This window comes from Pseudomonas sp. (assembly GCF_028293835.1).
Taxonomy (GTDB): domain Bacteria; phylum Pseudomonadota; class Gammaproteobacteria; order Pseudomonadales; family Pseudomonadaceae; genus Aquipseudomonas.
Map to the genome: position 1 here is coordinate 1 of NZ_JAQGNX010000047.1, position 26,899 is coordinate 26,899.

Below are 26,899 nucleotides of genomic sequence, written 5' to 3' on the forward strand. Positions count from 1 at the left end.
AGCCGTTGCGGTTCGCGGTTTGATCGCGCGGGTCGGGATGTCCCGGTGTGCCGTACAACTGGCCGGTGGCGCTGCCGCTGCGGTCGAAAGGTTCTTGCTCTTTAGTGTCCAGCGCCAGGTTGAGGAATCCGTCGTTGGGCATCGGCAAGCCGTAGTTAATGGTTTGATGCACCGTGTCGCCATCGCCGCTGCCGTAGCGACCGAAGCTGGTTTCGGCGCTGCCACCGCTGTCGTTTTCCTTGAGGATAATATTGATCACCCCGGCAATCGCGTCGGAACCGTACTGCGCTGAGGCGCCGTCCCGGAGCACTTCGATGTGGTCGATGGCCGACACCGGTATCAAGTCCAGGTTGACCGGTACTGCGGCGGTGCCAATCCGTGCCAGGTTGTTGATCAATGCGGTGTTGTGTCGGCGTTTGCCATTGACCAGTACCAGCACCTGGTCGCCTGACAAACCGCGCATGGTCACGCCGCGCACTGACCACGAGGTCCCGCCACCGTTGATGGCCGGCAGGTTGAACGAGGGCAGCAGCCGTGCAAGGATTTCCTTGAGCCCGACTTTACCGGTGGCTTGCAGTTGTTCGGCGCTGATCACATCGATGGGCGACGGGCTGTCGGCCACGGTGCGCGGTTTGTCGCCACGGTTTCCGGTGACTACCACGGCGTTCAAGGTCGGGTCGCTGTCGGTGCCGGCTGCCTGCACCTGAACGCTGCTGGCCAAAAGGCTCAAGGCTGCGTAGGCCACGTAATCGTTGTTCTTGCGGGTTCTGTTCACGGCCATGGGATAACTTCCTTGAAATGTTGTTGCGCACGGACTGGCCGTACGCTGATGCGATGTCGTTGAAAAGTAGGGTGCCGATTACGTCGGCTGTCGCGCTGGACCTGCAGGAGCCAGCTCGTTGGCGAAGGGCTGGAAGGCACGCGGTGTGTCAGGCGCGACGCCTCGCCAACAAGTTGGCTCCTACGGGGGCGTATGGATTACGCGGTTGGCTGGGATTTTCTTACCCGATGCGGGATGTCGTTGTAGCCAATCAGCACGCGTTCCATGCGCCGTGGGTAGTCGCCATAGTTGTAGACCGGGTAATGCAGGGTCGAACGGTTATCCCAAAAAGCGATGGCGTTTTTGCTCCATTTGAAGCGCACCTGATACTCGGGTTTGCTGACCTCCAACAACAGGCGAGCAACCAGCTGTTTGCTGCGTTCAGGCTCCCAGCCGATCACCGACGGGTTTTGTGAAAAGTTGATGAACAGGCTGTCTACACCGTTTTCCGGATGGGTGCGCACCAGTGGATGGGCGAGAATCGGGTAATCGAATCCCACTTGGTCCAACGATTTCTTGAAGTCATGCACCACGTACAGCGAGTCGATTTCTTCACGCAAATCGTCCGGCAGCCCCTGGTACACCGCTGCGGTGTCGGTCCACAGCGTGTCACCGCCAATTTCCGGCAAATCCACGGCGCGCAAGATCGCCCCGAGGGTCGGTTGTAACAACCAACTGGTGTCGGTGTGCCAACGACCGCTGGTGCGCGGGCCGTACAATTTCCGGGCATCCTGGGCTTGAATCAGGTGCGCATGGGGCTTGCTCGTGTCGTTTTGCTGGGTGGTTGGATGCTCGTAAAGCTCGCCAAACTGCTGGGCAAAAGCGATTTGCTGCGCAGTGTCGATGGGCTGATCGCGAAAGAAGATCACCTTATGTTCCAGCAACAGTGCGCGCAGTTCATCGCGCCGGGCAGGGGTGATCGGTTGGCTTAAGTCGATGCCGGAAATTTCCGCGCCGATGGTCGGCTCAAGGCGAGTGACCTGGAGGGATCGAGTGCCGGAAACGGGCTGACGGGATGACTGTGCGAGTACGACGGACATGGGGATGGAACCTCTCGTTGTGTGGTCGGTAACCTCCGCCTGGAGAGGGGTCGGGTAGGGAAGTGCTGTTTGGGTTGAAGGATAATTCGCGGCCCTGGAGGGCCGCGTTATACGGTGAATCTCTCTAGGAGGGTTTGAAGCTAGATCACATGAAAACCATGGGTACCGTCCCGGGCGAGCTGATCCACCAGGCCGAATTCCCAATCCAGGTACGCTTGCATCGCTTCACGTGGTGCGTCTGTGCCTTCATACGGTCGGCGATAACGGTCGATACGCCCAGAGGCCAACTGGCTTTCGCCGGTTTCCACGGCAAAACCTGCGGCGACCCAAGTCCCGCTACCGCCCGTGAGCAAAAACACCTGCTTGCCGGTGAGCGCCTCGACATCCGCCACCGCCAACCGGGCCAGGCGGCTGCTGCCACAGGTCAGTACATAGCGTTCGGCGGGCGGGATCTTCGCCAGCGCTTCTTTCAACTGTGCGCGCAATACCCACCAGGCGCCGGGAATATGCTGCTTGACGTAATTGGCGCTGGTAGTGAAATCCAGTACCGCAACATTGCCCTGAGTGCGCCATTCAGCGAGGGTTTCAGCGCTGATTTCTTCGGCTTGGCGCGGCGTCGGTATCGGTGCGTCCCAGTCGCCTTTTTCACTGAAATCGGTCGCCAGCAAATCATCGACAACGAACACTTCCCAGCCCAGTTGCGCAAGCCACGAGCCGGACATGTTGGCGCGTACGCCGTCGTCATCGATCAGCACCAGGCGAGCACCGCGGACGCTGGCGTAGTGATCGGTTTCCTGCACCAATTGTCCGCCCGGCGTCGAGCGCGAGCCCGGCACGTGGCCTTGGGCAAATTCTTCCGGGGTGCGCACGTCGAGCACATAGGTGGTGCGACCCGCCTCAGCTTGCCAGTGCTGCAGATCGGCGCGTGATCCACGCTTGACCCCGGCCTTGTTCGCGACTTTAAGCGCATCGGCAGTGGCCAGTTCGCGGGTGTCCTCACTCACGGCGGCGAAACGCCGGGCCTGGCCATGTTCGAGTTTTTGTCCGGCCAGCAACCAACCGATGGTGCCATTGCGCAGCGCCGAAATTTTGTTCGGCAGCCCAGCGTTGACCAGTGATTGAGTGCCAATAATGCTGCGCGTACGACCCGCGCAATTGACGATGATTCGGGTGTTCGGGTCGGGGGCCAATTCTCGTGCGCGTAGCACTAACTCTGCACCGGGCACGCTAATGCCGCTGGGAATACTCATGGTCTGGTATTCGTCATAACGACGGGCATCCAGTACCACCACGTCGGCCTTGGACTCGATCAGCGCCAACACTTCCTCTGCCGCCAGCGACGGTGTATGGCGTTGGCTTTCGACCAGTTCACCAAAGGCCTTGCTCGGCACGTTGACGTCGATGAACAGCTCGCCGCCAGCGTCGCGCCAGCCTTGCAAACCGCCTTCAAGCAAGCGCACGTCGCTGTAGCCGAGTTCGCGCAAACGTTGCAGCGCTATCGTCGCCAGGCCTTCGCCATCGTCGTACAGCGTGACCGCAGTATCGAGCCGTGGAATGCGCGACAAGACTTCGAGTTCGAGCTTCGACAGTGGGATGTTGGCCGCGAACAGCGGGTGAGCCTGGGCAAAGGGGGCTTCTTCACGAACATCCACCAGCGCCACTTCTTCATGGGCCAGCAGTGCGCGACGAATGTCGGCGAAAGATCGGGTGGCGAGGTTGCTCATTAGTGTTGGTCCTCTTTGGACAAGTCCCAGATATTCGGGAGAAAGATATTGGAATAGCCGGAAATAAACAGTTTCTCTGAGCCGTCGGGTTGATACACCGCCCGCCGCACCGCGCCGATATTGGCGCCATACACATGGATACTGATCGACACTCGGTCACTGAATGCGTTGCTGACTTGATGAATATCGTTGCTACGTGGCGACAATGCTTCGACCTGGCCTGGGACCAGGCGGATCGCCGGGCCTTGCGCTTCAAACCGGCCATCTTCGCCGCGTGCATAACCTTGAGAAAATTCGCCGCCGCGCAACATGCCAATCAAACCCCAGACCCGGTGGTCGTGAATCGGCGTGCTCTGCCCTGGACCCCACACAAAGCTGACCACGGAAAAACGTTGCCGTGAATCCGCGTGTAGCAGAAATTGTTGATAACGCTGTGGGTCGGGAATGGCGTAATCATCGGGCAGCCAGTCGTCAAAGCTGACCAATTGCGACAGCAGTTTGCCGCCGCGATGGAGCAAGTCGCCTTCTCGTGGGTTGCTGTCGATCAGCTCTGCCAGTGCGCCAATGAAGGCTCTGAGCCGTTCCGGGTGTCGGGTTTGGGTCATGAGATGTCCGAAATGAATCTGAAGTCAGTGCCGGATGCGGTTTGGTTTGACAAATATAAACATAATGCTGAAAGTTAATATGCTATTTTTTAATGATTAGGTTATAACAAAATCGCATTTAATGTCTTTTGGGCGTATGGACAGTACTGGATGTGCTTGGCGATAAGGTCTGATTGGCATTATGCTTTTTGACTATTTCCAGACTCTTTTACTATGCGCGGTCCGAATGAAAATTGATGATATCGATGCTTTTGTTGCGGTGATTCGCTGTCAATCTATCAGCCTTGCGGCTGAATCACTGGATTTGACCCAACCGGCTATCACCCGCCGTGTGCAGAATTTTGAGCAGGCGCTGGGCGTCGAGTTGTTTGACCGCAACACCAAGCCACTCAAACCTACGTCCATGGGCTTGCAGGTGTACCAGAAGTGTCTGGGAATCCTGCGGGAAATGGATTCACTGCGGGAGCTGGTCGCCAGCGATACGCCGCCCAGCGGTCTGTTGCGCCTTGGGGTGCCACAAACCATTGGCGATGTGGTGTTGCTTGATGCGCTCAAGCACCTGCGCGCCACCTACCCCGAACTACGTGCTCAAGTGTTGACGGGCTGGGGCAGCAATCTGATCGGAAAAATCGAAAAGGGTGAGCTGGACGCGGCCGCTGCCTTGTTTCCAGCAGGTAAGATTTTTCCGGAAAATATCGTGGGAGAATCCATCGGCAAAATGGAATTGGTGGTGGTGTGTGCCAAAGCGACGCTGCCAAAAAAGCCGCTTAAGTTGTCGGATTGTTACCAGCAAGGGTGGGTGTTGAATCCTGACGGCTGTGGCTTCCGCGCAGGCTTGCAGCGAACGCTGACGGACCAAGGATTGAGCTTGAAGGTTAATCTGGAAACCTTTGGCACTGAGCTGCAATTGGGTTTGGTCGCCGACGGCATGGGTTTGGGCCTGGTGCCACGCCCTTTGTTGGAACGCAGCGCACACCGCGAGCAATTGGCAATCATGCCACTCAAGGACTTCAAGCCCGTGATGGATTTGTGGCTAATTTATCCACGTTTTCTCGGCAACTTGCAGGGGCCAGTGGCTGCGTTCGGCAGCCTGGTGGCGGACTCGTTGAAACAGGCGCGCGACGCTGCCTGAAACACGCGCTTGGCAGATCATCAATACACTCGGCCCTACACAGCCTGTACAGGTTCGTATCAACCGTGGGGCCGAGGCGGTTTTCCAGTCGCCGAACGTCTATCAGGCCACTTTTTCCTGGGCTGCTCGCTCACGCTGGGCGACCAATTCGCGGGTCAGGGGGATGAGTTTTTTGCCGTAGTCGATGGCGTCGTCCAATGGGTCGAACCCACGAATCAAAAAGGTTGTGATCCCAAGGTCATAGTAGTCAAGCAGCGCTTCGGCGACTTGTTCGGGTGTACCCACCAGGGAGGTTGAATTGCCTTGGGCGCCCAGTAGCCCGGCAATGCCTGTCCACAAGCGTTTATCCAGACGTGTGCCTTGGGCTGCGGCCGCCAACAATCGCCGCGAGCCTTCATTGGGCGGGTCACGTTTCACAAACCCGTTAGCCTGTGCGATGGCCGTGGCTTTTTGCAGAATCGCATCGGCGCGGGCCCAGGCTTTGTCTTCGGTCTCGGCCAAAATGGGTCGCAACGACAAGCTAAAGCGAACGGTCCGACCATGTTTCGCCGCTTCAGCGCGAACTTGTTTCACCACGTCACGCACTTGGTCATAGGTTTCGCCCCATAACGCATACACGTCAGCGTGCTTGCCGGCCACCGCTATCGCTGCAGGTGACGACCCTCCAAAGTACACCGGGATATGCGGCAGTTGCGGCGACTTGACCGCCGAATGGGCACCCTCGAATTGATAATAGGTGCCGTGATAATCAAACGGCGTATCCCGGGTCCATTCCTGGCGCACCACGTCAAGGTACTCATCAGTGCGTGCGTAGCGTTCGTCTTTACCAATGAAGCTTCCGTCCGCACGCAATTCCTGATCGTTACCACCGGTAATAATGTGCACTGCCGTACGCCCGCCATTGAACACATCCAGCGTCGCGAACTGCCGGGCCGCCAGCGTTGGAGAAATGAACCCCGGCCGGTGAGCGATCAAAAACTTCAGTCGGCTGGTCACGCTCGCCGCATGCGCCGCGACAAAAGCACTGTCTGGGCTATTGGAGTGAAACGCCACCAGCGCTCGGTCAAATCCCGCCTCTTCATGGGCACGTGCGACCTTTTCAACGTACTCCGGCTGAATCGTAGGACCGCTGCGTGGATGGATTTCCGACCCCGGTTGGGTGGCGATATAACCGATGAATTCGATGCTCATGGAAACTCCTTCTGATGGATGGCGCAACTGCGTCACCGCAACATAAGGGCATCGACCCAGGGTGTGAAATTCTATTTAGGTCTAAGTTAATTATAAAAAATATGCATTTTAGGGAATGATATAAATTAATTTATTTAACTATTAGGTTATTCCTAAATAGAATTTCACTGAGGTTTTTTATACGAATAGCATGAGCCTCACGTCCAGGGCTTCTTTTGCCCTGTTCATGCCTTTTCAGGAATGAAGCCTAATGTCCGAAACCACTCTCGATCCTCAGCGTGCTGATGCAGGCTTCTTTACCGTGAGCAAGCCGGCGCAAATCGACGTGTCGTCGGGCCACGATGCAATAATCGTTAAAAAATGGCATGCGCCCGATTACGCGCTTCGCTTACTCAGCCCCATCGTCCTGCTGCTGTTCTGGGAGCTGGCCTCAAGGGCGGGCCTGATTCCTTCTCGAGTGATCGCCGCCCCGTCGCAAATTGGCGGCACGCTGTGGGCAATGATTGTTTCCGGCGAACTGGGCAAACACCTGTGGGTTTCCCTGCAACGCGCGCTCACGGGCCTGGGTATCGGCGTCAGCATCGGTGTAGTCACCGCGCTGATCAGCGGTTTATCCAAGCGTGGCGAACTGATTCTGGATTCACCGATGCAGATGCTGCGCACCATTCCTGCCCTGGCATTGGTGCCGCTGTTCATCCTCTGGTTCGGCATCGGCGAGTTCACCAAAATTGCCTTGATCGTTACCGGCACTACTTTCCCGGTGTACCTCAATCTGTTTTCCGGTATTCGTAACATTGACCCTAAATTGATCGAGGCCGCCAATACCTTGGGCCTCAATCGCCGTGAATTGATATGGCATGTGATCTTGCCCGGTTCGCTGCCCTCGTTCTTCGTTGGCCTGCGTTATTCCTTAGGCATTTCCTGGTTGGCGCTGGTGTTTGTCGAACAGATCAACACCACTGCCGGGATCGGCTTTTTGGCCAGTGATGCGCGGGACTTCATGCGCACCGACGTGATCGTTATCTGCCTGTTGATCTACAGCGTCCTCGGTCTGGTGATCGACGGCATCATCCGCACGCTGGAGCGTTATGCCCTGGCGTGGCGACCTTCTTTTGTAAGGAATTGAACATGGCTGCTCTCGATCTTTTGCCCACAGCGTCTGCCCCGGTTCAGTTGCGCAACGTGGTTCGCCAGTTCGGCCAGCAGCGGGTGATTGACGGCCTTGATCTGGACATTGCGCCGGGTGAGTTTGTGGCATTGCTTGGGGCCAGTGGCTCTGGCAAAACCACGTTGCTGCGTGCATTGGCGGGTTTGGATTCCATCGACAGCGGCGAGTTACGCGTGCCATTGGCCCGGGCTGCAGTGTTTCAAGAGCCGCGGTTGATGCCGTGGAAAAGCGCCTGGAAAAATGTTGTGTTGGGGTTGCGCATCGGTGACGCCAAACGCCGTGCGGTGGAGGCATTGACTGAGGTCGGGTTGGCCCACCGGTTGAACGCATTCCCTGCCACCTTGTCCGGTGGTGAAGCTCAGCGGGTGGCCCTGGCACGGGGCTTGGTGCGTGAGCCGAAGTTGTTGTTGCTCGACGAGCCGTTTGCCGCCCTCGACGCACTGACCCGGATTCGCATGCATCAGCTGATTATCGATTTGTGGCGCAAACACACCCCCGCCGTGCTGCTAGTGACCCACGACGTTGACGAAGCGATTCTGTTGGCCGACCGGGTGATTGTGCTCGACAACGGCAAGATCGCTGCCGATATCCGCATCGAATTGCCACGCCAGCGAGACACCGGCCAGCCCGGTTTTCAGGCCATCCGTGCACGATTGCTGGGACTGCTAGGGGTTGAAGTGGCCAGCAATGGGGCGATTAGCGAGCGGTCGATTCACGAAAAAGTGCGGCGTGTGGCCAGTGCCTAGACCCAATGATCCCTGTAGGAGGGTCCGCCACGTCTTCGACGCCGCGCAGCAGTCGTGATTCATTGCGTAGATTTCTTCCCGTTAAAACCGGGTATGGCAATTGGGGTCGCTTCGCGCTCCATCGCGAACAAGTTCACTCCTACAGTTGAAAGCCATTCAGGTCAAAGATTGATCAATGCTTACTGTCTTGGATCGACAGCGCCAGCAAGGCTTTTTCCTGGTTCCAATCGAACGGTTCTTCGTTTTCTTCGGCTTCGTAGCGGCGTTCTTCCAGGGCTTGGTACAGTTCGATTTCGTCATCAGGCATGAAGTGTAAACAGTCGCCAGCGAAAAACCACAGCAGGTCCCGGGGGACAAGGTGGGCAATTTGCGGGTAGCGCTGGATCACTTGGCAAAGCAATTCCTGACCCAGATATTGGCTTTCGACTGGGTCACGGGGCAGCAGCTGGATCAGTTCGTCGAAGCGCTCCATAAACAGCTCATGGCTTTCTTCAGGAACTTGCTCGGCCTCGCCAAGGGCGACCAGGATGCTGCGCAGGTGCGCCAGCAAGTTCAGTTGGTGAGCGAGCGTGGCGTCGGCCATGGTGAAATCCTCAAAAGCAAAAACGGGCGCCGAAGTATAAAGCTCCAGGCGCCCGCTGTCCTACTTCCGGTCAGTTGCCAAGACTAGCGGGTCTTGCCCTCGGCCAAGGTCAGGGCGTCCTTGTCGAAGTCATCGACGTCGATCACCTTGCGCCGCGCGGCTTCAACGGCGCGCAAGGTTTCGGCTTCCACCGGTTGCAGCACGCCGGCATTTAACGCGGTATCGATCACATGCTCACCGGCCACCGGCTTCACCTGACCACTTTTCAGCGCGTGGTGCAGCTTTTGTTGTATGGGCTGGCTGGCGTTGAGCAGATCACACGCGTGCTGCAACGCCCCAACCGGATCGTCTGCCGATTGTGGGCGGTAGCAACCGGCGAGCATGGCTTCCAGCGTCGGGTCGCCTTTGGCGCGGCCCATTACTTCGGCCACCTCTGCATCCAGGCGGTCCGACGGCCCTTTGTGGCGACGGCCAAACGGGAACACCAACACCCGCAACAGGCTGCCCAGTATCCGGCTCGGGAAATTGCTCAGCAGTTGATCCAGCGCCTGTTCTGACTTGCCCAGGCTTTCTTCCATGGCCCAGCGAAACAACGGAATCAGATACTCGGGTGAATCGAGGTCGTGGTAGCGCTTGAGTGCCGCCGAGGCCAGATACAAGTGGCTGAGCACATCCCCGAGACGCGCCGATAGCCGCTCTTTACGTTTCAGTTCGCCACCCAGCAACATCATGCTCAGGTCGGCGAGCATGGCGAAGGCCGCGGACTGGCGATTGAGCGCACGGAAGTAGCCTTGGCTCAGGGTGTTGCCCGGCGCCGTTTCCAGATGGCCAACCCCGAGGTTAAGTACCAACGTGCTGGCAGCGTTACTGACAGCGAAACCAATGTGCTTCAGCAGCAGGCTATCGAACTCCTCCAGCGCACGGTCATGATCTTCGCGACCGACCAAGGCCATTTCCTTCAGCACGAACGGGTGGCAGCGAATGGCGCCCTGGCCGAAGATCATCAGATTGCGCGACAGAATGTTTGCGCCCTCGACGGTGATGAAAATCGGTGCCGCTTGCCAACTGCGACCCAGATAATTGTTCGGGCCCATGATGATGCCTTTGCCGCCGTGTACATCCATGGCGTGGCTGATGCATTCACGGCCGCGCTCGGTCAGGTGATATTTCAGAATCGCTGACAGCACCGAGGGTTTCTCGCCCAGGTCCACCGCGTTGGCAGTGAGCATCCGCGCACTGTCCATCAGCCAGGCGTTGCCACCGATTCGGGCCATGGCCTCCTGAATGCCTTCGAAGGCGGACAGGGGTACGTTGAATTGCTCGCGAACGTTGGCGTATTGACCGGTCACCAGGCTGGTGAACTTGGCTGCGCCGGTGCCCACCGCTGGCAATGAGATCGAACGGCCGACCGACAGGCAGTTCATCAACATCATCCAGCCTTTGCCGAGCATCTCTTGGCCGCCGATTAGAAACTCCAACGGTATGAACACGTCCTTGCCGGAGTTCGGGCCGTTCATGAACGCTGCGCCCAAGGGTAAATGACGACGGCCGATGTCGACGCCGGGGGTGTCGGTTGGTATCAGCGCCAGACTGATGCCCAGGTCTTCCTCTTCGCCGAGCAAGTGCTCTGGGTCAAACGCTTTGAAAGCCAAACCCAGCAGCGTCGCGACCGGGCCGAGGGTGATGTAGCGTTTTTCCCAATTCAGGCGCAGGCCGATGACTTCCTCGCCTTTCCATTGGCCCTTGCAGATGATCCCGGTGTCGGGCATGGCGCCCGCGTCGGAACCGGCCAACGGACCGGTCAAAGCGAAACACGGAATGTCATCGCCACGGGCCAGGCGCGGCAGGTAATGGTTACGTTGTGCTTCGGTGCCGTAATGCAGCAACAGTTCGGCGGGGCCGAGGGAGTTGGGGACCATGACTGTGGAGGCCAGGTCACCGCTGCGCGTTGCCAGTTTCATCGCCACCTGGGAATGCGCGTAGGCAGAGAAGCCTTTGCCGCCATATTCCTTGGGAATGATCAGGGCAAAGAAACCGTGCTGCTTGATGTGTTCCCACGCCTGGGGAGGCAGGTCCATCGCTTGGCCGATTTGCCAATCAGTGACCATCGCACACAGTTCTTCGGTGGGACCGTCAATAAAGGCTTGTTCTTCTTCGGTGAACTGCACTTTCGGGTAAGCGAGCAGCTTGTTCCAGTCAGGACGGCCGCTGAATAGTTCCCCGTCCCACCAAACAGTGCCGGCATCAATAGCATCGCGCTCGGTTTTTGACATGGGCGGCAGCACTTTTTTGAACCAGGAGAACAGCGGCGCGGTGAAGTACCGGCGGCGCAGATCAGGCAGCACCAGCGGCAGCAAGACGGCGAGCCACAGCACCCAGAGGATCGCCATCAGCCAGCCATGGGCATGGCTTACTGTGCCCATCGCTAACAGAAACACAGCTATTACGCCCAGGGCGGGCAACGGCGCAATGCGTCGGTGCGCCAGATAAGCAACGCCGACCACCAAAACCACAATCCACAGCAACAACATACATAACTCTCCGTGATGACAGCAGCGACAACCCGCTAGCAGCAGCTTAGACGGCCTCAGGTGAAGCGGGCGTCAAACAGCAAGCGCATCGGTAGGTGGGAAAACGATTTATCGTGTCGGGAATTTCAGCATCAAATCCGGGTATCGATAGTGACCGCTGGCAGCTATGGGAGTTCGCCCAGAGGCTACTTCTGGCTGGATTCAAAGCCAGCTGAGCGTAGACTGACGGGCAACCGTGCCAGGCACTGTGTTTACTCCCTCACTCGCTACCCATCATTTAAAAAGAGGAAAAATCGCAATGCTGAAGATTTGGGGCCGAAAGAATTCCTCTAATGTCCGTAAGGCGCTCTGGTGTGCGGAAGAAGTGGCGGTGCCGTACGAAGCCATCGATGCCGGCGGCGCGTTCGGTCTGGTTGATGGGCCTGAATACCGGGCGATGAACCCGAACGGCAGAATTCCGATGATCGAGGACGACGGTCTGGTGCTGTGGGAATCGAACGCTATCGTGCGTTATCTGGCAGCGCGCTATGCGCCAGATACTGCCCTGTATCCGCAAGATGTGGTTGCCCGGGCCAATGCAGATAAATGGATGGACTGGACCACGTCATCACTTGCCGACCCCTTCAAGCCCTTGTTTTGGGGCGTTGTGCGAACGCCGGCCGAGCAGCGAGACAAGGCAAGCATTGAGGCCGCCACCCAGGTCTGCGCAGAGATACTGGCCGTTGCCGACAAGGCCCTGGCCGAGCAGCCGTATCTGTCTGGCGATGCATTTGGCATGGGGGACATTCCTCTGGGCAGTTTTATTTATGCCTGGTTTGAAATGCCGATTGAACGCCCACCGCTGCCCTCTCTCCAAGCGTGGTATGAGCGGTTAAAGTTGCGCCCCGCTTATCGTATGGCGGTGATGACCACGTTGAGTTAATAGTTACTATCAATACGTGGCGCTGTACTTGCGCGGCGTTGCCAAGCACCATTGACGGCACGCCGCAGTTGTAATCAATTGTGTTCGCCCTTATTTATTCTTTCTCCCTTCTTCTTGGTGCGTACCCCAGCTATGAGTTCTGCTCTGTCCATCCGGCAGCTAACCAAAACCTACGGCAACGGTTTCCAGGCCCTGAACGGTATCGAACTGGATGTCGCTGAAGGTGACTTCTATGCCTTGCTCGGCCCCAACGGCGCCGGTAAATCCACGACCATCGGCATCATCTCGACCCTGGTGAACAAAACCAGCGGAACAGTGAATATCTTTGGTCACGACCTTGACCGTGACCCGGCCGCGCTGAAACGCTGCATTGGCGTGGTGCCGCAAGAATTCAATTTCAACCAGTTCGAAAAGACCTTTGACATCGTTGTGACCCAGGCCGGTTATTATGGGATTCCACCGAAAATTGCCAAAGAACGCGCCGAGCAATACCTGACTCAGCTCGGTTTGTGGGACAAACGTGACGTGCCGTCGCGAGCATTGTCCGGCGGCATGAAACGTCGTTTGATGATCGCTCGGGCGTTGATTCATGAACCACGCTTGTTGATTCTCGATGAACCGACTGCAGGCGTGGACATCGAACTGCGTCGTTCGATGTGGGCCTTCCTCACTGAGCTCAACGAGAAGGGCATCACCATCATCCTCACCACCCATTACCTGGAGGAGGCTGAGCAGCTGTGTCGCAACATCGGCATCATTGACCACGGCACTATCGTGCAAAATATGGGCATGAAGCAGCTACTGAACACGCTGCACGTCGAGACCTTTCTGCTTGATTTGAAAGACTCGCACCAGATGGCGCCGACCTTGATCGGCTACCCGACAGTGCTGATTGATAGCCACACCCTGGAAGTGCAGGTGGATAAAACCATCGGTATTACCGCGTTGTTCGCTCAGTTAGCCCTGCAGAAAATCGAAGTCTTGAGCCTGCGCAACAAGACCAATCGCCTTGAGGAGCTGTTTGTGTCCCTGGTAGAAAAAAACCTGGCGAAGGTGGCCGTATGAGCACCGAACGCAGCCCTGAACGTACATCCGAATTGCAGCCCAATCTGGTGGCGCTGAACACCATTGTGTACCGTGAAGTCCGCCGCTTTACCCGGATCTGGCCGCAAACGCTGCTGCCGCCAGCGATCACCATGGTTCTGTACTTTGTGATCTTCGGCAATCTGATCGGCAAACAGATTGGCGGCATGGGCGGTTTCACCTACATGCAGTACATCGTGCCGGGCTTGATCATGATGTCGGTGATCACCAACTCCTACGGCAACGTGGTCTCGAGTTTTTTCGGCAGCAAGTTCCAGCGCTCCATCGAAGAGTTGATGGTATCGCCGGTGTCTCCGCACACGATTTTGATTGGCTACACATTGGGCGGCGTGTTGCGCGGTCTGATGGTGGGGGTCATCGTGACAATATTGTCGATGTTCTTCACCGATCTGCAGGTCCATCACCTGGGCATCACGATCATTGTGGTGGTGCTGACGGCCACCATTTTCTCGTTGCTGGGCTTCATCAACGCGGTATTTGCGCGCAACTTCGACGATATCTCGATTATCCCGACGTTTGTGCTGACGCCATTGACGTACCTGGGCGGTGTCTTCTACTCCATCAACCTGTTGCCACCGTTCTGGCAGACCGTGTCACTGGCCAACCCGGTGCTGCACATGGTCAACGCCTTCCGCTACGGCATTTTGGGTGTGTCTGATATCCGCATTAGCGTGGCCATGACTTTTATGGTGGTTGCGACGATTGCGTTGTACATCGGCTGTGCGCGGTTGCTGGTGAGTGGGCGGGGGATGCGGCAGTAAACTGGCTGCGCAGGAGTCGTAATCCAGTGAATGCAATTTCGCCAGCTGACACCGGGTGCGGCATATAGGACCGCTTCGCGCTCCATCGCGAATGAATTCGCTCAGGGATCTCCCCGGTGTCAGGATAGTTGTAGGAGCTGCCGAAGGCTGCGATAGACTGGGGGCGCGGCGACACGAAGGGCCTTCGCGAAAACGTTGGCAAAAAAAATGATCACCGCCCCAAATAAGCGCCAACACCCAATACCCAACACTCACCCCCGCTTACTTCCCCGTATTCGCCACTGCCTCCCCACCCACCACCGCCAATAAACCTGAATCACCCCATACCCCAGCGCCCCAACCACCACCCCGGCAACCACCGACCCCAGCAAAAACGGCTGCCATAACGTCGACAGTTGCCCGCTAATCCACTCCCACGTCAGTTCATCTGGAAAGTGTCGCGGTGGCAGTTGCATCAGCCATGAACCGATCTTGTAGGTGCAATAAAAAAAGAACGGCATCGTAATCGGGTTGGTCAGCCACACCAGGCTAACGCCGATCGGTAAGTTGCCGCGGATGAGAATGGCCAGCGCTGCGGCCAACAGCATTTGAAACGGAATCGGCATAAACGCGGCGAACAGTCCCAGGCCTACAGCGCGAGACACCGAGTGCCGGTTGAGGTGCCAGAGGTTTGGATCGTGGAGGAAGCGGCCCAAGAAGCGTAAGGATTTGTGTTCCCTGATACTCGCTGGATCCGGCATAAGACGTTTGATCAGACCGCGCGGCATAAGGCTTCCCGTCCTAAAAGTGACCGCCAGTATGCCTAGATTCAGCGCACATCGAATTTAGACTTTGTGACAATTAATAAAGCGGCACCTGTTCGGTTGAGCTAATCAAAGGGCCTGACTCTTAAAAGGCACGATTATGCGCACAGGGATGGTGGCGCTTGCGCTGGGGCTTTTGGCGGTTCGATTTTTACCGGTTTTACCGCCGGGGTGGTTGCTGTGGCTGATGCCGGTGGTGGCGCTGATGCTGCTGCCGTTTCGTAGTTATCCACTGGCATTTTTTCTGTTTGGTTTCAGTTGGGCCTGTGTGTCTGCACAATCGGCGCTCAATGAGCGCCTGCCAGCGAGCCTCGACGGTCAGACGCTATGGCTGCAAGGTAAGGTGGTCGGCCTGCCGCAGACGGCCGATGGCGTGGTGCGTTTTCAGCTAAACGGTGCGCAATCACGGCGCAGCAAGTTGCCGCAGCGTATGCGCCTGTCATGGTACGGCGGACAGGAGGTGCGTAGCGGTGAATATTGGCGACTGGCGGTCAAGCTCAAACGACCGGCAGGCTTGAACAATCCCGATTCGTTCGACTACGAAGCCTGGCTACTTGCCCAGCGTATCGGCGCGACCGGCTCGGTGGTCGAGGGGCAACGCATCGCGCCGACACGCTGGGCCTGGCGTGACGCGGTGCGCCAACGGTTGTTAACCGTCGATGCTCAAGGCCGAGAAGGGGGGGTGGCAGCTTTAGTTCTGGGTGACGGCTCCGGCCTTAGCAGCGTCGACTGGCAAATCTTGCAGGACACCGGCACCGTGCATTTACTGGTGATCTCGGGTCAGCACATTGGTCTATTGGCTGGGCTGATTTACGCCCTGGTTGCCAGCTTGGCCCGCTGGGGCATGTGGCCACGTCGCTTGCCTTGGTTGCCATGGGCCTGCAGCCTGGCGTTTGCCGCCGCGCTCGGTTATGGCTTGCTGGCGGGATTTGAAGTGCCGGTGCGCCGTGCCTGCACCATGGTCGCAATGGTCTTGCTTTGGCGTATGAAGTTTCGTCATCTTGGGGTGGGCTGGCCCTTGCTGGTGTCGCTCAATGCGGTCTTGCTGTTCGAGCCGTTGGTCAGCCTGCAGCCGGGCTTTTGGCTGTCGTTCGCCGCCGTTGGCATCCTGATTCTAGTGTTCAGTGGACGTCTGGGCGCGTGGAGCTGGCTGCAGAGTTGGACCCGCGCTCAATGGTTGATCGCCATTGGACTGCTTCCAGTGTTGCTAGCGTTGAACCTGCCCGTCAGCCTCACCGGGCCATTGGCCAATTTATTTGCGGTGCCCTGGGTTAGCGTGGTGGTGTTGCCGCTGGCGTTGCTGGGCACGTTATTTTTGCCAGTGCCCTGGCTGGGCGAAGGGCTGTTATGGCTGGCAGGCGGGTTATTGCAATGGTTGTTTCAAGGGCTGGGGTTGGTGGCCGGATGGTTGCCGGCTTGGGTCGGCAGTTCGGTGCCGTGGTGGGCGTGGTGGCTAAGCCTGTTGGGCGGTGTCTTGTTGCTACTGCCCAAGGGCGTGCCGTTGCGTCTGCCGGGATGGCCATTGCTGCTGATCTGCGTGTTTCCGCCGCTGAAGACCGTGCCCCACGGTCAGGTCGAGGTCTTGCAACTGGATGTAGGCCAAGGGCTGGCGGTGTTGCTGCGTACCCGTGAACACACGCTGTTATTCGATGCCGGTCCGCGTTACGGCGATTTCGATATCGGTCAACGAGTGGTATTGCCGACCATTCGCAAGGCGGGTGTTCGGCACCTGGATCTGATGCTGCTCAGTCATGCCCATGCCGATCATACGGGCGGGGCAATGGCGGTTTATGAAGGTCTGCCGGTAACCCGGGTACTCAGTGGCGAAGCGAACGAGGTCCCGGCAGCCTTGAGGGCGCAATTCTGCCAGGTGGACGAGCGTTGGGAATGGGACGGCGTACAGTTCAGTACATGGCGCTGGGAACAGGCGACCGAAAGCAACCCGGCGTCGTGTGTGTTGATGGTCGAAGCCAACGGTGAGCGCCTGTTGTTGACCGGAGACATCGATGCCGCCGCCGAGCGGGCGCTGATCGACAGCGGTTTCGATGTGCGCGCGCGTTGGTTGCAGGCGCCGCACCATGGCAGCCGCACCTCTTCATCGATGGTCTTCCTCAAAGCAGTCCAGCCCCAGGGAATATTGATCTCCCGAGGGCGTAATAACGCGTTCGGGCATCCGCATCCACGGGTCATGGCGCGTTTTGCCACCCTGGGGATGCAGCCCTATGACAGCGCCGAGATGGGCGCCATTCGTCTGCAACTGGGGCAGCACGAACAGCCACAGGCGGAGCGGGACCGGCGGCGTTTCTGGCGTGAGTGACCCCGCCGGTTACTCATCGCGGGGTTCGGCGCGCGGGCGGCCCTATGGTAGAGTGGCGCCACTTTTTTCAAGGGGTCGCTACTGTGTGGGAACTGGTCAAGTCAGGCGGTTGGATGATGCTGCCGATCATTCTGAGTTCCATCGTCGCTGTCGCGATCATCATCGAGCGACTGTGGACCTTGCGCGCCAGCCGGATCACTCCGCCGCACCTGCTTGGACAGGTTTGGCGCTGGATTAAAGACAAACAGCTGACAAAGGAAAAGCTCCGGGAACTGCGCGCCGATTCGCCCCTGGGTGAAATTCTGGCGGCGGGCCTGGCCAACTCCCGGCACGGTCGCGAGATCATGAAAGAGTGCATTGAAGAGGCCGCCGCGCGGGTGATTCATGAACTCGAGCGTTACCTGAGTGCGCTGGGCACAATCGCCGCCATGGCCCCGTTGCTTGGGTTGCTCGGTACGGTGTTGGGGATGATCGACATTTTCGGCTCGTTCATGAACTCCGGGATGACCACCAATGCCGCGATTCTTGCCGGTGGTATCTCCAAGGCGCTGATTTGCACCGCCTCGGGCCTGATGGTCGGGATACCGGCGATCTTCTTCCACCGCTTCCTGCAAAGCCGGGTTGATGAACTGGTCGTTGGCATGGAACAGGAAGCGATCAGATTGGTTGAAGTGGTGCAGGGCGACCGTGATGTCGATCTGGCTGAGACCAAGCCTGTGAGCAAGAAGAAGTGAAATTTCGCCGCCGCAGGCCCCGGGAGAACATCGACATCAACCTCGTTTCGTTGATCGATGTGGTATTTATTCTGCTGTTGTTTTTTGTGGTCACCACGACTTTTACCCGGGAAACCCAACTGCGTGTCGAACTGCCGCAAGCGGTGACCGGCACCCCGGAAGAAAATTCCGACCTGAAACACCTGGACATCGCAATCAGCGCGGACGGCGTGTATTCGCTGAACAACCAGCTGTTGCCGAAAAATGATTTGCCGTCGTTGATCGAAGCCCTGCAAAAGGAATCGTCTGGCGATACCAGTTTGCCGTTGTCCATCAGCGCTGACGGCAAAACCCCTCATCAAGCAGTGATCACGGCCATGGACGCAGCGGGCAAGCTGGGTTTCAGCCACCTGCGCATGACCACGGTCGAGGCGCCAACGGCTAACTGATGGCCCTGACCGACCGTTTACTCGACGCCTGGTACACCGGCCATCCCGCGCTGGGACTGCTGCGTCCGCTGGAATCGCTGTATCGCCGGGTCGTAAACGGCAAGCGCGCGCGTTTCTTGGCCGGTGAAGGCAGCATTTATAGAGCATCGGTGCCGGTGGTGGTGGTCGGTAACATCACGGTGGGCGGCACCGGCAAAACACCAATGATCCTCTGGATGATCGAGCATTGTCGCCGCCGTGGTCTGCGGGTAGGTGTGGTCAGCCGCGGTTACGGGGCCAGGCCGCCGAGCCTGCCCTGGCGGGTGCGGGCGGATCAGGCCCCCGGGGTCGCCGGTGATGAACCGTTGCTGATCGTCCAGCGCAGCGGTGTGCCGCTGATGATTGACCCGGATCGCAGTCGTGCCGTACAGGCGTTGCTGGAGGCCGAACCGCTGGATCTGATCCTGTCTGACGACGGCTTGCAGCATTACCGCCTTGCTCGGGATCTGGAGTTGGTACTGATCGACGCCGCTCGTGGTTTGGGCAACCGACGCTGCCTGCCCGCAGGGCCGCTGCGCGAACCGGTGGAACGCTTGAGCAGCGTCGATGCGTTGCTTTATAACGGTGCTGCCGACGATCGTGAGGACGGTTTCGGCTTTGTCCTCAAGCCCACCACGCTGGTGAACCTGCGCAGTGGCCAGCGGCGACCGTTGGACCATTTTCCCCCTGGGCAAGCGCTGCATGCGGTGGCGGGCATCGGCAATCCGCGGCGTTTCTTCAATACCCTCGAGGGGCTACACTGGCGCCCAGTGCCGCATGCATTTGCTGACCATGCGTTGTACAGCGCTCAAGCCTTGAGTTTCACCCCGGCGCTGCCGCTGATCATGACCGAGAAGGATGCCGTGAAATGCCGGGCCTTCGCCGCCAATGACTGGTGGTACCTGGCGGTGGATGCCGAACCTTCGGCCGCGTTCAGTGACTGGTTCGATTTGCAATTGCAGCGCCTTGTGCCTGCTTCGTCATCGTTTGCACTTTTTCCATAACAGCAGCACCCAGGACTTTTTATGGACACTAAATTGCTCGACATCCTCGCTTGCCCGATCTGCAAGGGTCCGCTCAAGCTCAGCGCCGACAAAACCGAGCTGATCAGCAAAGGCGCGGGCCTGGCTTATCCTATCCGCGATGGCATTCCGGTGATGCTGGAAAGCGAAGCGCGGACCTTGACCACCGACGAGCGTCTGGATAAATGACCGCAGTGTTTACCGTTGTTATTCCGGCGCGTTATGGCTCGAGCCGTTTTCCCGGCAAACCATTGAAGCTGATTGCCGGCAAGCCAATGATTCAGCACGTGTGGGAACAGGCGCGTAAAAGCAGCGCCGAGCGCGTGGTGGTGGCGACCGATGATGCACGCATCGTCGAGGCCTGCCTGGGTTTCGGTGCCGAGGTGCTGCTGACCCGTGACGATCATAATTCCGGCACCGACCGCCTGGCCGAAGTGGCCAGCCAGTTGGGGCTGGCCGACGATGCCATCGTGGTTAACGTGCAAGGCGACGAGCCAATGATCCCGCCAGCGGTGATCGATCAAGTCGCGGCTAACCTTGCGGCGCATCCGGAAGCGCGGATGTCGACCCTGGCCGAACCCCTTGATGATGTGGCGGCCTTGTTTAACCCGAACGTGGTCAAGGTCGTTGCTGACATCAATGGGCTGGCCCTGACCTTCAGTCGCGCACCGTTGCCGTGGGCCCGTGACGCCCTGGCCAAGGATCGCGATCAGTTGCCTGCTGGGGTGCCGTATCGTCGACACATTGGCATCTACGCCTACCGTGCTGGCTTCCTCCACGATTTCGTCAGCTGGGGTCCGTGCTGGTTAGAAGATACCGAGAGCCTGGAACAACTGCGTGCCTTGTGGCATGGCGTACGGATTCACGTGGCCGATGCACTTGAAGCACCGCCTGCCGGTGTGGACACCGCTGAAGACCTTGAGCGCGTGCGACGCTTGCTGGAGGTTTGATGACCTTGCACGTACAGGCCGGGGTGTCCCTCAAGCCGTTCAACACCTTCGGCGTGGCGGTGCAGGCCAAAGCGTTCGCCCAGGCCCATGACGACGACGATGTCCGCCAGGCGCTGGCGTATTCAGCCGAGCATGGGCTGCCACTGCTGGTGATCGGTGGCGGCAGCAACTTGCTGCTGACCGGGGATATTCAGGCTTTGGTTCTGCGCATGGCCAGCCGCGGGGTTCGAACGCTTAGCGACGATGGCGAGGGGGTCATTATTGAGGCCGAAGCCGGAGAGGAGTGGCATGGATTCGTGCTGTCGACCCTCGAGCTGGGCTTGTCCGGGCTGGAAAACCTCAGCTTGATTCCCGGCACGGTGGGCGCTGCGCCTATGCAGAACATCGGTGCGTACGGGGTCGAGATCAAGGATGTTTTCCACAGCCTGACTGCGCTGGATCGGCAAACAGGTGAGCTGCGAGACTTTACCCTTAATGAGTGCGCCTTCGCTTATCGCGACAGCCTGTTCAAGCAGCAACCGGCGCGCTGGTTGATTTTGCGCGTTCGATTTGCCCTGACTCGCGTCGCGCAACTGCACCTTGAGTACGGTCCAGTGCGCCAGCGTCTGGACGAGCAAGGCATCAGCCAGCCGACGCCTATGGACGTCAGCCGGGCAATTTGCGCCATTCGCGCTGAAAAACTGCCTGACCCGGCAGTGCTCGGCAACGCTGGCAGCTTCTTCAAGAATCCGTTGGTGACGGCTTCGTTGGCTGCTGAGTTAAGGCGTGAACATCCAGGCTTGGTGGGTTATCCCCAGGCCGACGGCCAAGTAAAACTGGCCGCCGGTTGGTTGATCGAACAGGCGGGTTGGAAGGGTTTTCGCGACGGTGACGCTGGCGTGCATCGCTTGCAATCATTGGTGCTGGTCAATTACGGCACTGCAACCGGGCTGCAATTGCTCAATCTTGCACAGCGCATTCAGGCTGACATCGCCCAGCGCTATAACGTGACACTCGACATGGAACCGAACCTTTATTGAGGTCTGTCGCGTATTTCGGTTTATTCTGCTGTCTCACTGGGACGGGCTCGGTAAGTCGGCCACGCGCCTGCTTCGGATAATGTAGTTTCGCCGTCGTTGGTCAGCGGATCCGCGCATTGCCGGTTGGCTATCGGCTATACGGTTGGCAATCGAAAGAGGCGAACGTCTGATGGACAGTGTTGATCTTAATGTCTTGCGCAGCGTGCTTGATTGGCGACGTGCCGGTCAGCGCGTGGTGTTGTACAGCGTGGTGCAAACCTGGGGCAGCGCGCCCCGGCCCCCTGGCGCGATGTTGGCGCTGCGCGAAGACGGCGTGGTGATTGGCTCGGTATCGGGCGGCTGTATTGAGGACGACTTGATTTCGCGGCTGCAGGATGGTCGTTTGCAGCCCGCCGACACGGTGCAGTTGGTAACCTACGGGGTGACTCGCGAGGAGGCTGCCCGGTTCGGTTTGCCCTGCGGCGGCACGTTACGGCTGACTGAAGAATGGGTCGGCGACGAGCAGTGGGTCGCTGACCTGCTGCAGCGTTGTGAGGATCACCAGATTGTCGCCCGGGAGTTGGATTTGCATTCTGGCGCCGTGAATCTGCATCCCGCCAGTCGCGGTGATCAGGTCAGTTTCGACGGAAAAACCCTGCGCACGATCTATGGCCCGCGCTGGCGTCTACTGCTGATTGGCGCTGGGCAGCTGTCACGTTATGTGTCAGAGATGGCCCATTTGCTGGACTTCGAAGTGCTGATCTGTGATCCCCGCAAAGAATTTGCCTACGGCTGGGAAGATCAGAAAGCCCGGTTTGTGGCCGGTATGCCAGACGATGCCGTGCTGACCATCGAAACCGATGAACGCACAGCCATCGTCGCGTTGACCCATGATCCACGTCTGGATGACATGGCGTTGCTGACCGCCTTAAGTTCCAAAGCCTTCTATGTTGGCGCGCTGGGGTCGCGGGTCAACAGCCAAAAACGTCGGGAAAACCTCGCTCAATTGGGTTTGAGCGCCGAATCCATTGAACGCCTGCACGGGCCCATTGGTCTGCACATTGGCAGTCACACCCCGGCAGAAATCGCCTTGTCGCTGATGGCTGAAATCGTGACCATCAAAAACGGCATTGCCTTGAAGCAGAAGAAACCGTTGATGGCCGAGACGGAGCATTGACCAGCACAGTGTGTGTGGTGGTTCTGGCGGCAGGGCAGGGCAGCCGCTTCCGAGAAATCGCTGGTGCCGATCAAGACAAGCTGCTGGCACCTTGCCGGGGACACGACGGAGTCATGCGGCCAGTGCTTGAGCAGGTATTGGTCAATCTACAGGCGGCTACCGACACAGTGGTTGTGGATAACATCGTGCTGCTGACCCGACCGGATCGCCACGAGGTGATCGCATTGGGCAGGCGTTACGGCTGCGAAATAGAGTTGCTTGATTCGCAAGGGTTGGGCGACAGCATCGCTGCGGCGGTGTCAGCTCAGCCTGATCACCGCGGTTGGCTGGTGATACTGGGGGACATGCCGTTTATCCGGCCCGAAACACTAACGCTGATGATTGAATCCCTGACCGACGCAATGATCAGCGTGCCGGTCAAAGGAGCAGAGTTCGGTCATCCCGTGGCCTTCGGTCGAAGATTTGGCCTGGCGTTGATGGCATTGTCAGGTGAGCGGGGCGCCAAGCGCCTGTTTCAGCCGGGAATGGTGCGAGAAATCAGCGTAAATGATCCCGGGGTCCTGTGGGACGTCGATACGCCAGCGGCGTTAGTGTTCAATCCCTGAGATCGCCGCGACCCCGGCCTATCGCCGTAGGAGCCAACTTGTTGGCGAGGGGGTGTCCGGTAGGCCATAAAAAAGCCCCCGTCTGCTTGCGCAAACGGGGGCTTTTTGTCAGCTGGAGTTAAGCGAGCGGTTTAGGCTCGTGGCTTTCTTCCAATGCTTCCGGGTGGTGCTTCACTACTTCTTCTACCGAGCGCAGGTTTTCATCGATCACCAGTGCAGGGGCCTCAGGGGCAGTGTGTTCAGTGCTTGCAACGTGCCGGGTCGGTTCGACTTCAGCCGAGGCTTCAGTAGCATGAGCAGCAACTGGAGCAGCAACTTCAGCAACTGGAGCAGGTTCTGCAGCGGCGACAACGTGTGGTGCGTTGGCGGCTGCTTCTTCTGCTTCTTTTTGCAGACGTTGCGCTTCAAGCTTGCGACGACGCACTTCACGAGGATCGTTTGGTGCGCGGCCAGTGCTGCTGACAACCGGTGCAGCCGGCGCTTCAACCACCGCTTCGGGTGCTTTTGGCGCTTCGACTTCTGCGACAGGCGTTGCGGCTACAACAGCCGGTGCTGCCACTGGAACGGGCACTTCAACTGGCGTCTCCGCGACAACCGGTGCAGCAACTGCTTCGGTCGGGGCTTCTGGCGATTCAGTTGGCTGGCTTTCGTTGAACACAGGCGCTTCGTGCACTGGAGCCTTGTTGAACGGAGCAACCTGCTCGCCAACCGGAGTGCTGAACAGTTCTGTTTGAGCGGCAACAGCAGTGTGCTCGACCGGTGCAGCAACTGCTTCATGTGGTGCATGCTGGACTTCAACGTCCGGCGTGGCGTCGACGTGGGCTGCGGCGTGAGCAACTGGCGCTTCGACTGTCGGCGTTTCGACCACCGTTGCTTCAGCGACGGGCGCCTCAACAACCGGTGCGTCGACAACCACTGCTTCGTTCGCTTCAACCGCAGCAGTCGCACGTTCAGCCTGGCGATGGGCATCGGCTTCGGCTGGCGCGCTGATAACGCTGCTGGCGACGGCGGCAGTTACAGCCAGGCCGGCCGCCAGGTCAGACGTGGTTGGCGCAGACGGCTCGCTATGGCCAGCTTCTTCCAGTTCCGAACCTTCGGGCTCAGAACCTTCCGAACCTTCGATCACATTGCCGTTGGCATCACGTTGACGCTCGCGGCGGTTGCTGCGACGACGTTGACCGCGGGAGCGACGACGAGGGCGATCGCCTTCGGCGCCATCCTGATGGTCATCCTGCAACAGTTCTTCCTGAGTCAGCGCTTCGTCTTCGTCGTCGTCGGCAACGGCTGCAGCGACGGCAGGCTGTTCGATCCGAGGTTGACGCTCTTCACGCGGTGCACGCGGCTCGCGGGGCTGACGTTCTTCACGCGGTGCGCGCTCAGGACGTTCTTCGCTACGGGCTTCGGCAACAGGAGCAGCATCCAGTGCTTCGCGCAGTTCACGCACCGGGCGATCTTCCCGCGGCTTGCGGTCTTCACGGGGAGCACGTGGCGCGCGCGGGGCACGTTCTTCACGGGGTGCACGTTCTTCGCGGGGAGCAGCGACTACGGCGACTTCCTCACGCACTTCCCGTGGGGCGCGTTCTTCGCGAGGTGCGCGCTCTTCACGGGGCGCACGTTCGGCACGTTCTTCACGTGGTTTCTCATCGCGGCGGCCATTACGGCTGCGGCTCTGTTGGCGACCATTACGGCGCTCGTCGTTACGTGCGGCAGGGCGTTCAGCGGCTGGCTTTTCAACCACAACCGGTGCTGGCTCGTCTTTAGAAGCGAACAAGCTGACCAAGGACTTCACCAGACCTTTGAACAGGCTTGGCTCTGGCAGTGTTGCAACTGGCGCAGGGGCAACCGCTTCAACCGGAACCGGCGCGTTGGCACGGGGCGGGGCAGTCTTGACGGCTGCTTCCTGACGAACCAGGGTGCGGGTTGCAGCGGCCGGTGGTGCAACTTCTTCCACTTCGGCAGCGGCAGCAGCGATTTCATAGCTGGACTGATTGGTGTGCGCTTCCGGGCTGTCATCACGCAAACGTTGCACTTCGAAGTGCGGCGTTTCGAGGTGATCGTTAGGCAGAATGACGATACGGGCGCGGGTACGCAGTTCGATTTTGGTGATCGAGTTACGCTTTTCGTTGAGCAGGAACGCAGCCACTGGAATCGGCACTTGAGCGCGGACTTCGGCGGTGCGGTCTTTCAGGGCTTCTTCTTCGATCAGGCGCAGGATGGCCAGCGACAGCGATTCCACATCACGAATGATGCCGGTGCCGTTGCAACGCGGGCACACGATGCCGCTGCTTTCGCCCAGGGACGGGCGCAGGCGCTGACGGGACATTTCCAACAGGCCGAAGCGCGAGATGCGGCCGACTTGAACCCGTGCACGGTCAGCTTCCAGGCTTTCGCGGACTTTCTCTTCCACGGCGCGCTGGTTTTTAGCCGGAGTCATGTCGATGAAGTCGATCACGATCAGGCCGCCGATGTCACGCAGACGCAACTGGCGAGCGATTTCTTCAGCCGCTTCCAGGTTGGTTTGCAGTGCGGTTTCTTCGATGTCGCTGCCTTTGGTGGCGCGCGCCGAGTTGATGTCGATGGACACCAGTGCTTCGGTCGGATCGATAACGATGGAGCCACCGGAAGGCAATTCAACGACGCGCTGGAAAGCGGTCTCGATCTGGCTTTCGATCTGGAAACGATTAAACAGAGGGACGCTGTCTTCGTACAGTTTGATCTTGCTGGCGTACTGCGGCATCACCTGACGGATGAACGTCAAGGCTTCTTCCTGGGCTTCAACGCTGTCGATCAGTACTTCGCCGATGTCCTGGCGCAGGTAATCGCGGATGGCGCGGATGATGACGTTGCTTTCCTGGTAGATCAGGAACGGTGCCGAACGATCAAGGGATGCTTCTTTAATAGCAGTCCACAGTTGCAGCAGGTAATCGAGGTCCCACTGCATTTCTTCGCTGCTGCGGCCAAGGCCGGCAGTGCGCACGATCAGGCCCATGTCAGCCGGAGCGATCAGGCCGTTCAGCGCTTCACGCAATTCGTTGCGTTCTTCGCCTTCGATGCGACGGGAGATACCGCCGGCACGGGGGTTGTTCGGCATCAATACCAGGTAACGACCGGCGAGGCTGATGAAGGTGGTCAGGGCTGCGCCCTTGTTGCCACGCTCTTCTTTCTCGACCTGAACGATGACTTCCTGACCTTCAGTCAGGACATCCTTGATGTTGACGCGGCCTTCAGGGGCTTTCTTGAAGTATTCGCGGGAGATTTCTTTAAGGGGCAGGAAGCCATGGCGCTCAGAGCCAAAATCGACAAAGGCAGCCTCAAGGCTTGGTTCGATGCGAGTAATCCGGCCTTTATAGATGTTGGCCTTCTTTTGCTCGCGTGCACCGGATTCAATGTCCAGGTCATAGAGGCGTTGGCCATCTACCAGTGCGACACGCAACTCTTCGGGTTGAGTTGCGTTAATTAGCATTCTTTTCATGTAGTACCGTCGGTTTCCGGGCTGCCGGAAACGGCGTTCGGCACACAC

At 58.6% G+C, this 26,899-nt stretch carries 24 protein-coding genes; 15 read left to right on the forward strand and 9 right to left on the reverse strand.

Translation table 11 applies throughout. The features are described from left to right. From JWR17_RS05580 to JWR17_RS05595, 4 genes are all read right to left on the reverse strand, one after another. On the reverse strand, positions 1-781 hold a 781-nt coding region (locus JWR17_RS05580; protein ID WP_299829119.1), incomplete at its 3' end, for a TonB-dependent receptor plug domain-containing protein. 197 nt (positions 782-978) lie between these two features. Then, positions 979-1,860: a TauD/TfdA family dioxygenase gene (locus JWR17_RS05585; RefSeq protein WP_299829121.1), complete on the reverse strand. Its 882-nt coding sequence runs from the start codon at positions 1,858-1,860 to the stop codon at positions 979-981. 140 nt (positions 1,861-2,000) lie between these two features. Further along, entirely contained in the window at positions 2,001-3,584 is a 1,584-nt protein-coding gene (locus JWR17_RS05590; protein ID WP_299829123.1) for a rhodanese homology domain-containing protein, read from the reverse strand. Then, a complete protein-coding gene (locus JWR17_RS05595; RefSeq protein ID WP_299829126.1) occupies positions 3,584-4,189 on the reverse strand; it encodes a cysteine dioxygenase in 606 nt (201 codons plus the stop codon). Before JWR17_RS05595 ends, JWR17_RS05590 begins: the two co-directional genes overlap by 1 nt. A gap of 226 nt (positions 4,190-4,415) precedes the next feature. On the opposite strand from JWR17_RS05595, the gene JWR17_RS05600 reads away from it, so the two are divergent. After that, a complete protein-coding gene (locus JWR17_RS05600) occupies positions 4,416-5,321 on the forward strand; it encodes a LysR family transcriptional regulator (RefSeq protein ID WP_299829151.1) in 906 nt (301 codons plus the stop codon). 102 nt (positions 5,322-5,423) lie between these two features. On the opposite strand, the gene JWR17_RS05605 is transcribed toward JWR17_RS05600, so the two are convergent. Beyond that, positions 5,424-6,512, reverse strand: coding sequence for an LLM class flavin-dependent oxidoreductase (locus JWR17_RS05605; RefSeq protein ID WP_299829153.1), 1,089 nt, complete (start codon positions 6,510-6,512; stop codon positions 5,424-5,426). Positions 6,513-6,762: 250 nt separating this feature from the next. Between JWR17_RS05605 and JWR17_RS05610 the strand changes: the two genes are divergently transcribed. Together JWR17_RS05610 and JWR17_RS05615 are read left to right on the forward strand one after the other, a co-directional pair. Further along, complete coding sequence (locus tag JWR17_RS05610; protein WP_299829155.1) at positions 6,763-7,638, forward strand: ABC transporter permease; 876 nt, start codon at positions 6,763-6,765, stop codon at positions 7,636-7,638. Positions 7,639-7,640: 2 nt separating this feature from the next. Further along, positions 7,641-8,426 carry an ABC transporter ATP-binding protein gene (locus JWR17_RS05615; RefSeq protein WP_299829157.1) on the forward strand — a complete coding sequence of 262 codons (786 nt, stop codon included), beginning with the start codon at positions 7,641-7,643 and terminating at the stop codon, positions 8,424-8,426. Between the two features lie 172 nt (positions 8,427-8,598). On the opposite strand, the gene JWR17_RS05620 is transcribed toward JWR17_RS05615, so the two are convergent. After that, a complete protein-coding gene (locus JWR17_RS05620) occupies positions 8,599-9,009 on the reverse strand; it encodes a PA2817 family protein (protein ID WP_299829159.1) in 411 nt (136 codons plus the stop codon). An 83-nt stretch (positions 9,010-9,092) separates the two neighbouring features. Beyond that, a complete protein-coding gene (locus JWR17_RS05625) occupies positions 9,093-11,540 on the reverse strand; it encodes an acyl-CoA dehydrogenase (protein WP_299829161.1) in 2,448 nt (815 codons plus the stop codon). Positions 11,541-11,838: 298 nt separating this feature from the next. Between JWR17_RS05625 and JWR17_RS05630 the strand changes: the two genes are divergently transcribed. The 3 genes from JWR17_RS05630 to JWR17_RS05640 all read left to right on the forward strand — a co-directional run bounded on the left by JWR17_RS05630 (position 11,839) and on the right by JWR17_RS05640 (position 14,327). Then, positions 11,839-12,462, forward strand: coding sequence for a glutathione S-transferase (locus tag JWR17_RS05630; RefSeq protein ID WP_299829163.1), 624 nt, complete (start codon positions 11,839-11,841; stop codon positions 12,460-12,462). A gap of 132 nt (positions 12,463-12,594) precedes the next feature. Beyond that, complete coding sequence (locus JWR17_RS05635; RefSeq protein ID WP_299829164.1) at positions 12,595-13,527, forward strand: ABC transporter ATP-binding protein; 933 nt, start codon at positions 12,595-12,597, stop codon at positions 13,525-13,527. Continuing rightward, entirely contained in the window at positions 13,524-14,327 is an 804-nt protein-coding gene (locus JWR17_RS05640) for an ABC transporter permease (RefSeq protein WP_299829166.1), read from the forward strand. Before JWR17_RS05635 ends, JWR17_RS05640 begins: the two co-directional genes overlap by 4 nt. Before the next feature lie 251 nt (positions 14,328-14,578). Here the strand turns inward: JWR17_RS05640 and JWR17_RS05645 are convergent, their stop codons facing one another. Continuing rightward, positions 14,579-15,094 (reverse strand): DUF2062 domain-containing protein, encoded by a 516-nt coding sequence (locus JWR17_RS05645; RefSeq protein WP_299829168.1) that lies wholly within the window; start codon positions 15,092-15,094, stop codon positions 14,579-14,581. A 136-nt stretch (positions 15,095-15,230) separates the two neighbouring features. Here JWR17_RS05645 and JWR17_RS05650 point away from each other — a divergent pair, with 136 nt between their 5' ends. The 9 genes from JWR17_RS05650 to JWR17_RS05690 all read left to right on the forward strand — a co-directional run bounded on the left by JWR17_RS05650 (position 15,231) and on the right by JWR17_RS05690 (position 23,379). Next, complete coding sequence (locus JWR17_RS05650; RefSeq protein ID WP_299829169.1) at positions 15,231-17,447, forward strand: DNA internalization-related competence protein ComEC/Rec2; 2,217 nt, start codon at positions 15,231-15,233, stop codon at positions 17,445-17,447. 83 nt (positions 17,448-17,530) lie between these two features. Next, on the forward strand, positions 17,531-18,181 hold the full coding sequence (locus JWR17_RS05655; protein WP_299829177.1) for a MotA/TolQ/ExbB proton channel family protein: 651 nt from the start codon (positions 17,531-17,533) through the stop codon (positions 18,179-18,181). Beyond that, positions 18,178-18,609, forward strand: coding sequence for a biopolymer transporter ExbD (locus tag JWR17_RS05660; protein ID WP_299829170.1), 432 nt, complete (start codon positions 18,178-18,180; stop codon positions 18,607-18,609). Before JWR17_RS05655 ends, JWR17_RS05660 begins: the two co-directional genes overlap by 4 nt. Further along, positions 18,609-19,631 (forward strand): tetraacyldisaccharide 4'-kinase, encoded by a 1,023-nt coding sequence (lpxK, locus tag JWR17_RS05665; protein WP_299829171.1) that lies wholly within the window; start codon positions 18,609-18,611, stop codon positions 19,629-19,631. Before JWR17_RS05660 ends, lpxK begins: the two co-directional genes overlap by 1 nt. Positions 19,632-19,652: 21 nt before the next feature. Beyond that, entirely contained in the window at positions 19,653-19,838 is a 186-nt protein-coding gene (locus tag JWR17_RS05670; protein WP_003174668.1) for a Trm112 family protein, read from the forward strand. Further along, positions 19,835-20,599, forward strand: a complete 765-nt coding sequence (kdsB, locus tag JWR17_RS05675; protein ID WP_299829172.1) for a 3-deoxy-manno-octulosonate cytidylyltransferase — start codon at positions 19,835-19,837, stop codon at positions 20,597-20,599. Before JWR17_RS05670 ends, kdsB begins: the two co-directional genes overlap by 4 nt. Then, entirely contained in the window at positions 20,599-21,618 is a 1,020-nt protein-coding gene (murB, locus tag JWR17_RS05680) for a UDP-N-acetylmuramate dehydrogenase (RefSeq protein ID WP_299829173.1), read from the forward strand. Before kdsB ends, murB begins: the two co-directional genes overlap by 1 nt. A 169-nt stretch (positions 21,619-21,787) precedes the next feature. Then, complete coding sequence (locus tag JWR17_RS05685) at positions 21,788-22,774, forward strand: XdhC family protein (protein ID WP_299829174.1); 987 nt, start codon at positions 21,788-21,790, stop codon at positions 22,772-22,774. After that, positions 22,771-23,379: a nucleotidyltransferase family protein gene (locus JWR17_RS05690; protein WP_299829175.1), complete on the forward strand. Its 609-nt coding sequence runs from the start codon at positions 22,771-22,773 to the stop codon at positions 23,377-23,379. Before JWR17_RS05685 ends, JWR17_RS05690 begins: the two co-directional genes overlap by 4 nt. A 118-nt stretch (positions 23,380-23,497) precedes the next feature. Here JWR17_RS05690 and rne read toward each other — a convergent pair whose 3' ends face one another. Further along, a complete protein-coding gene (gene rne / locus JWR17_RS05695) occupies positions 23,498-26,851 on the reverse strand; it encodes a ribonuclease E (RefSeq protein WP_299829176.1) in 3,354 nt (1,117 codons plus the stop codon). Positions 26,852-26,899 lie beyond the last annotated feature (48 nt).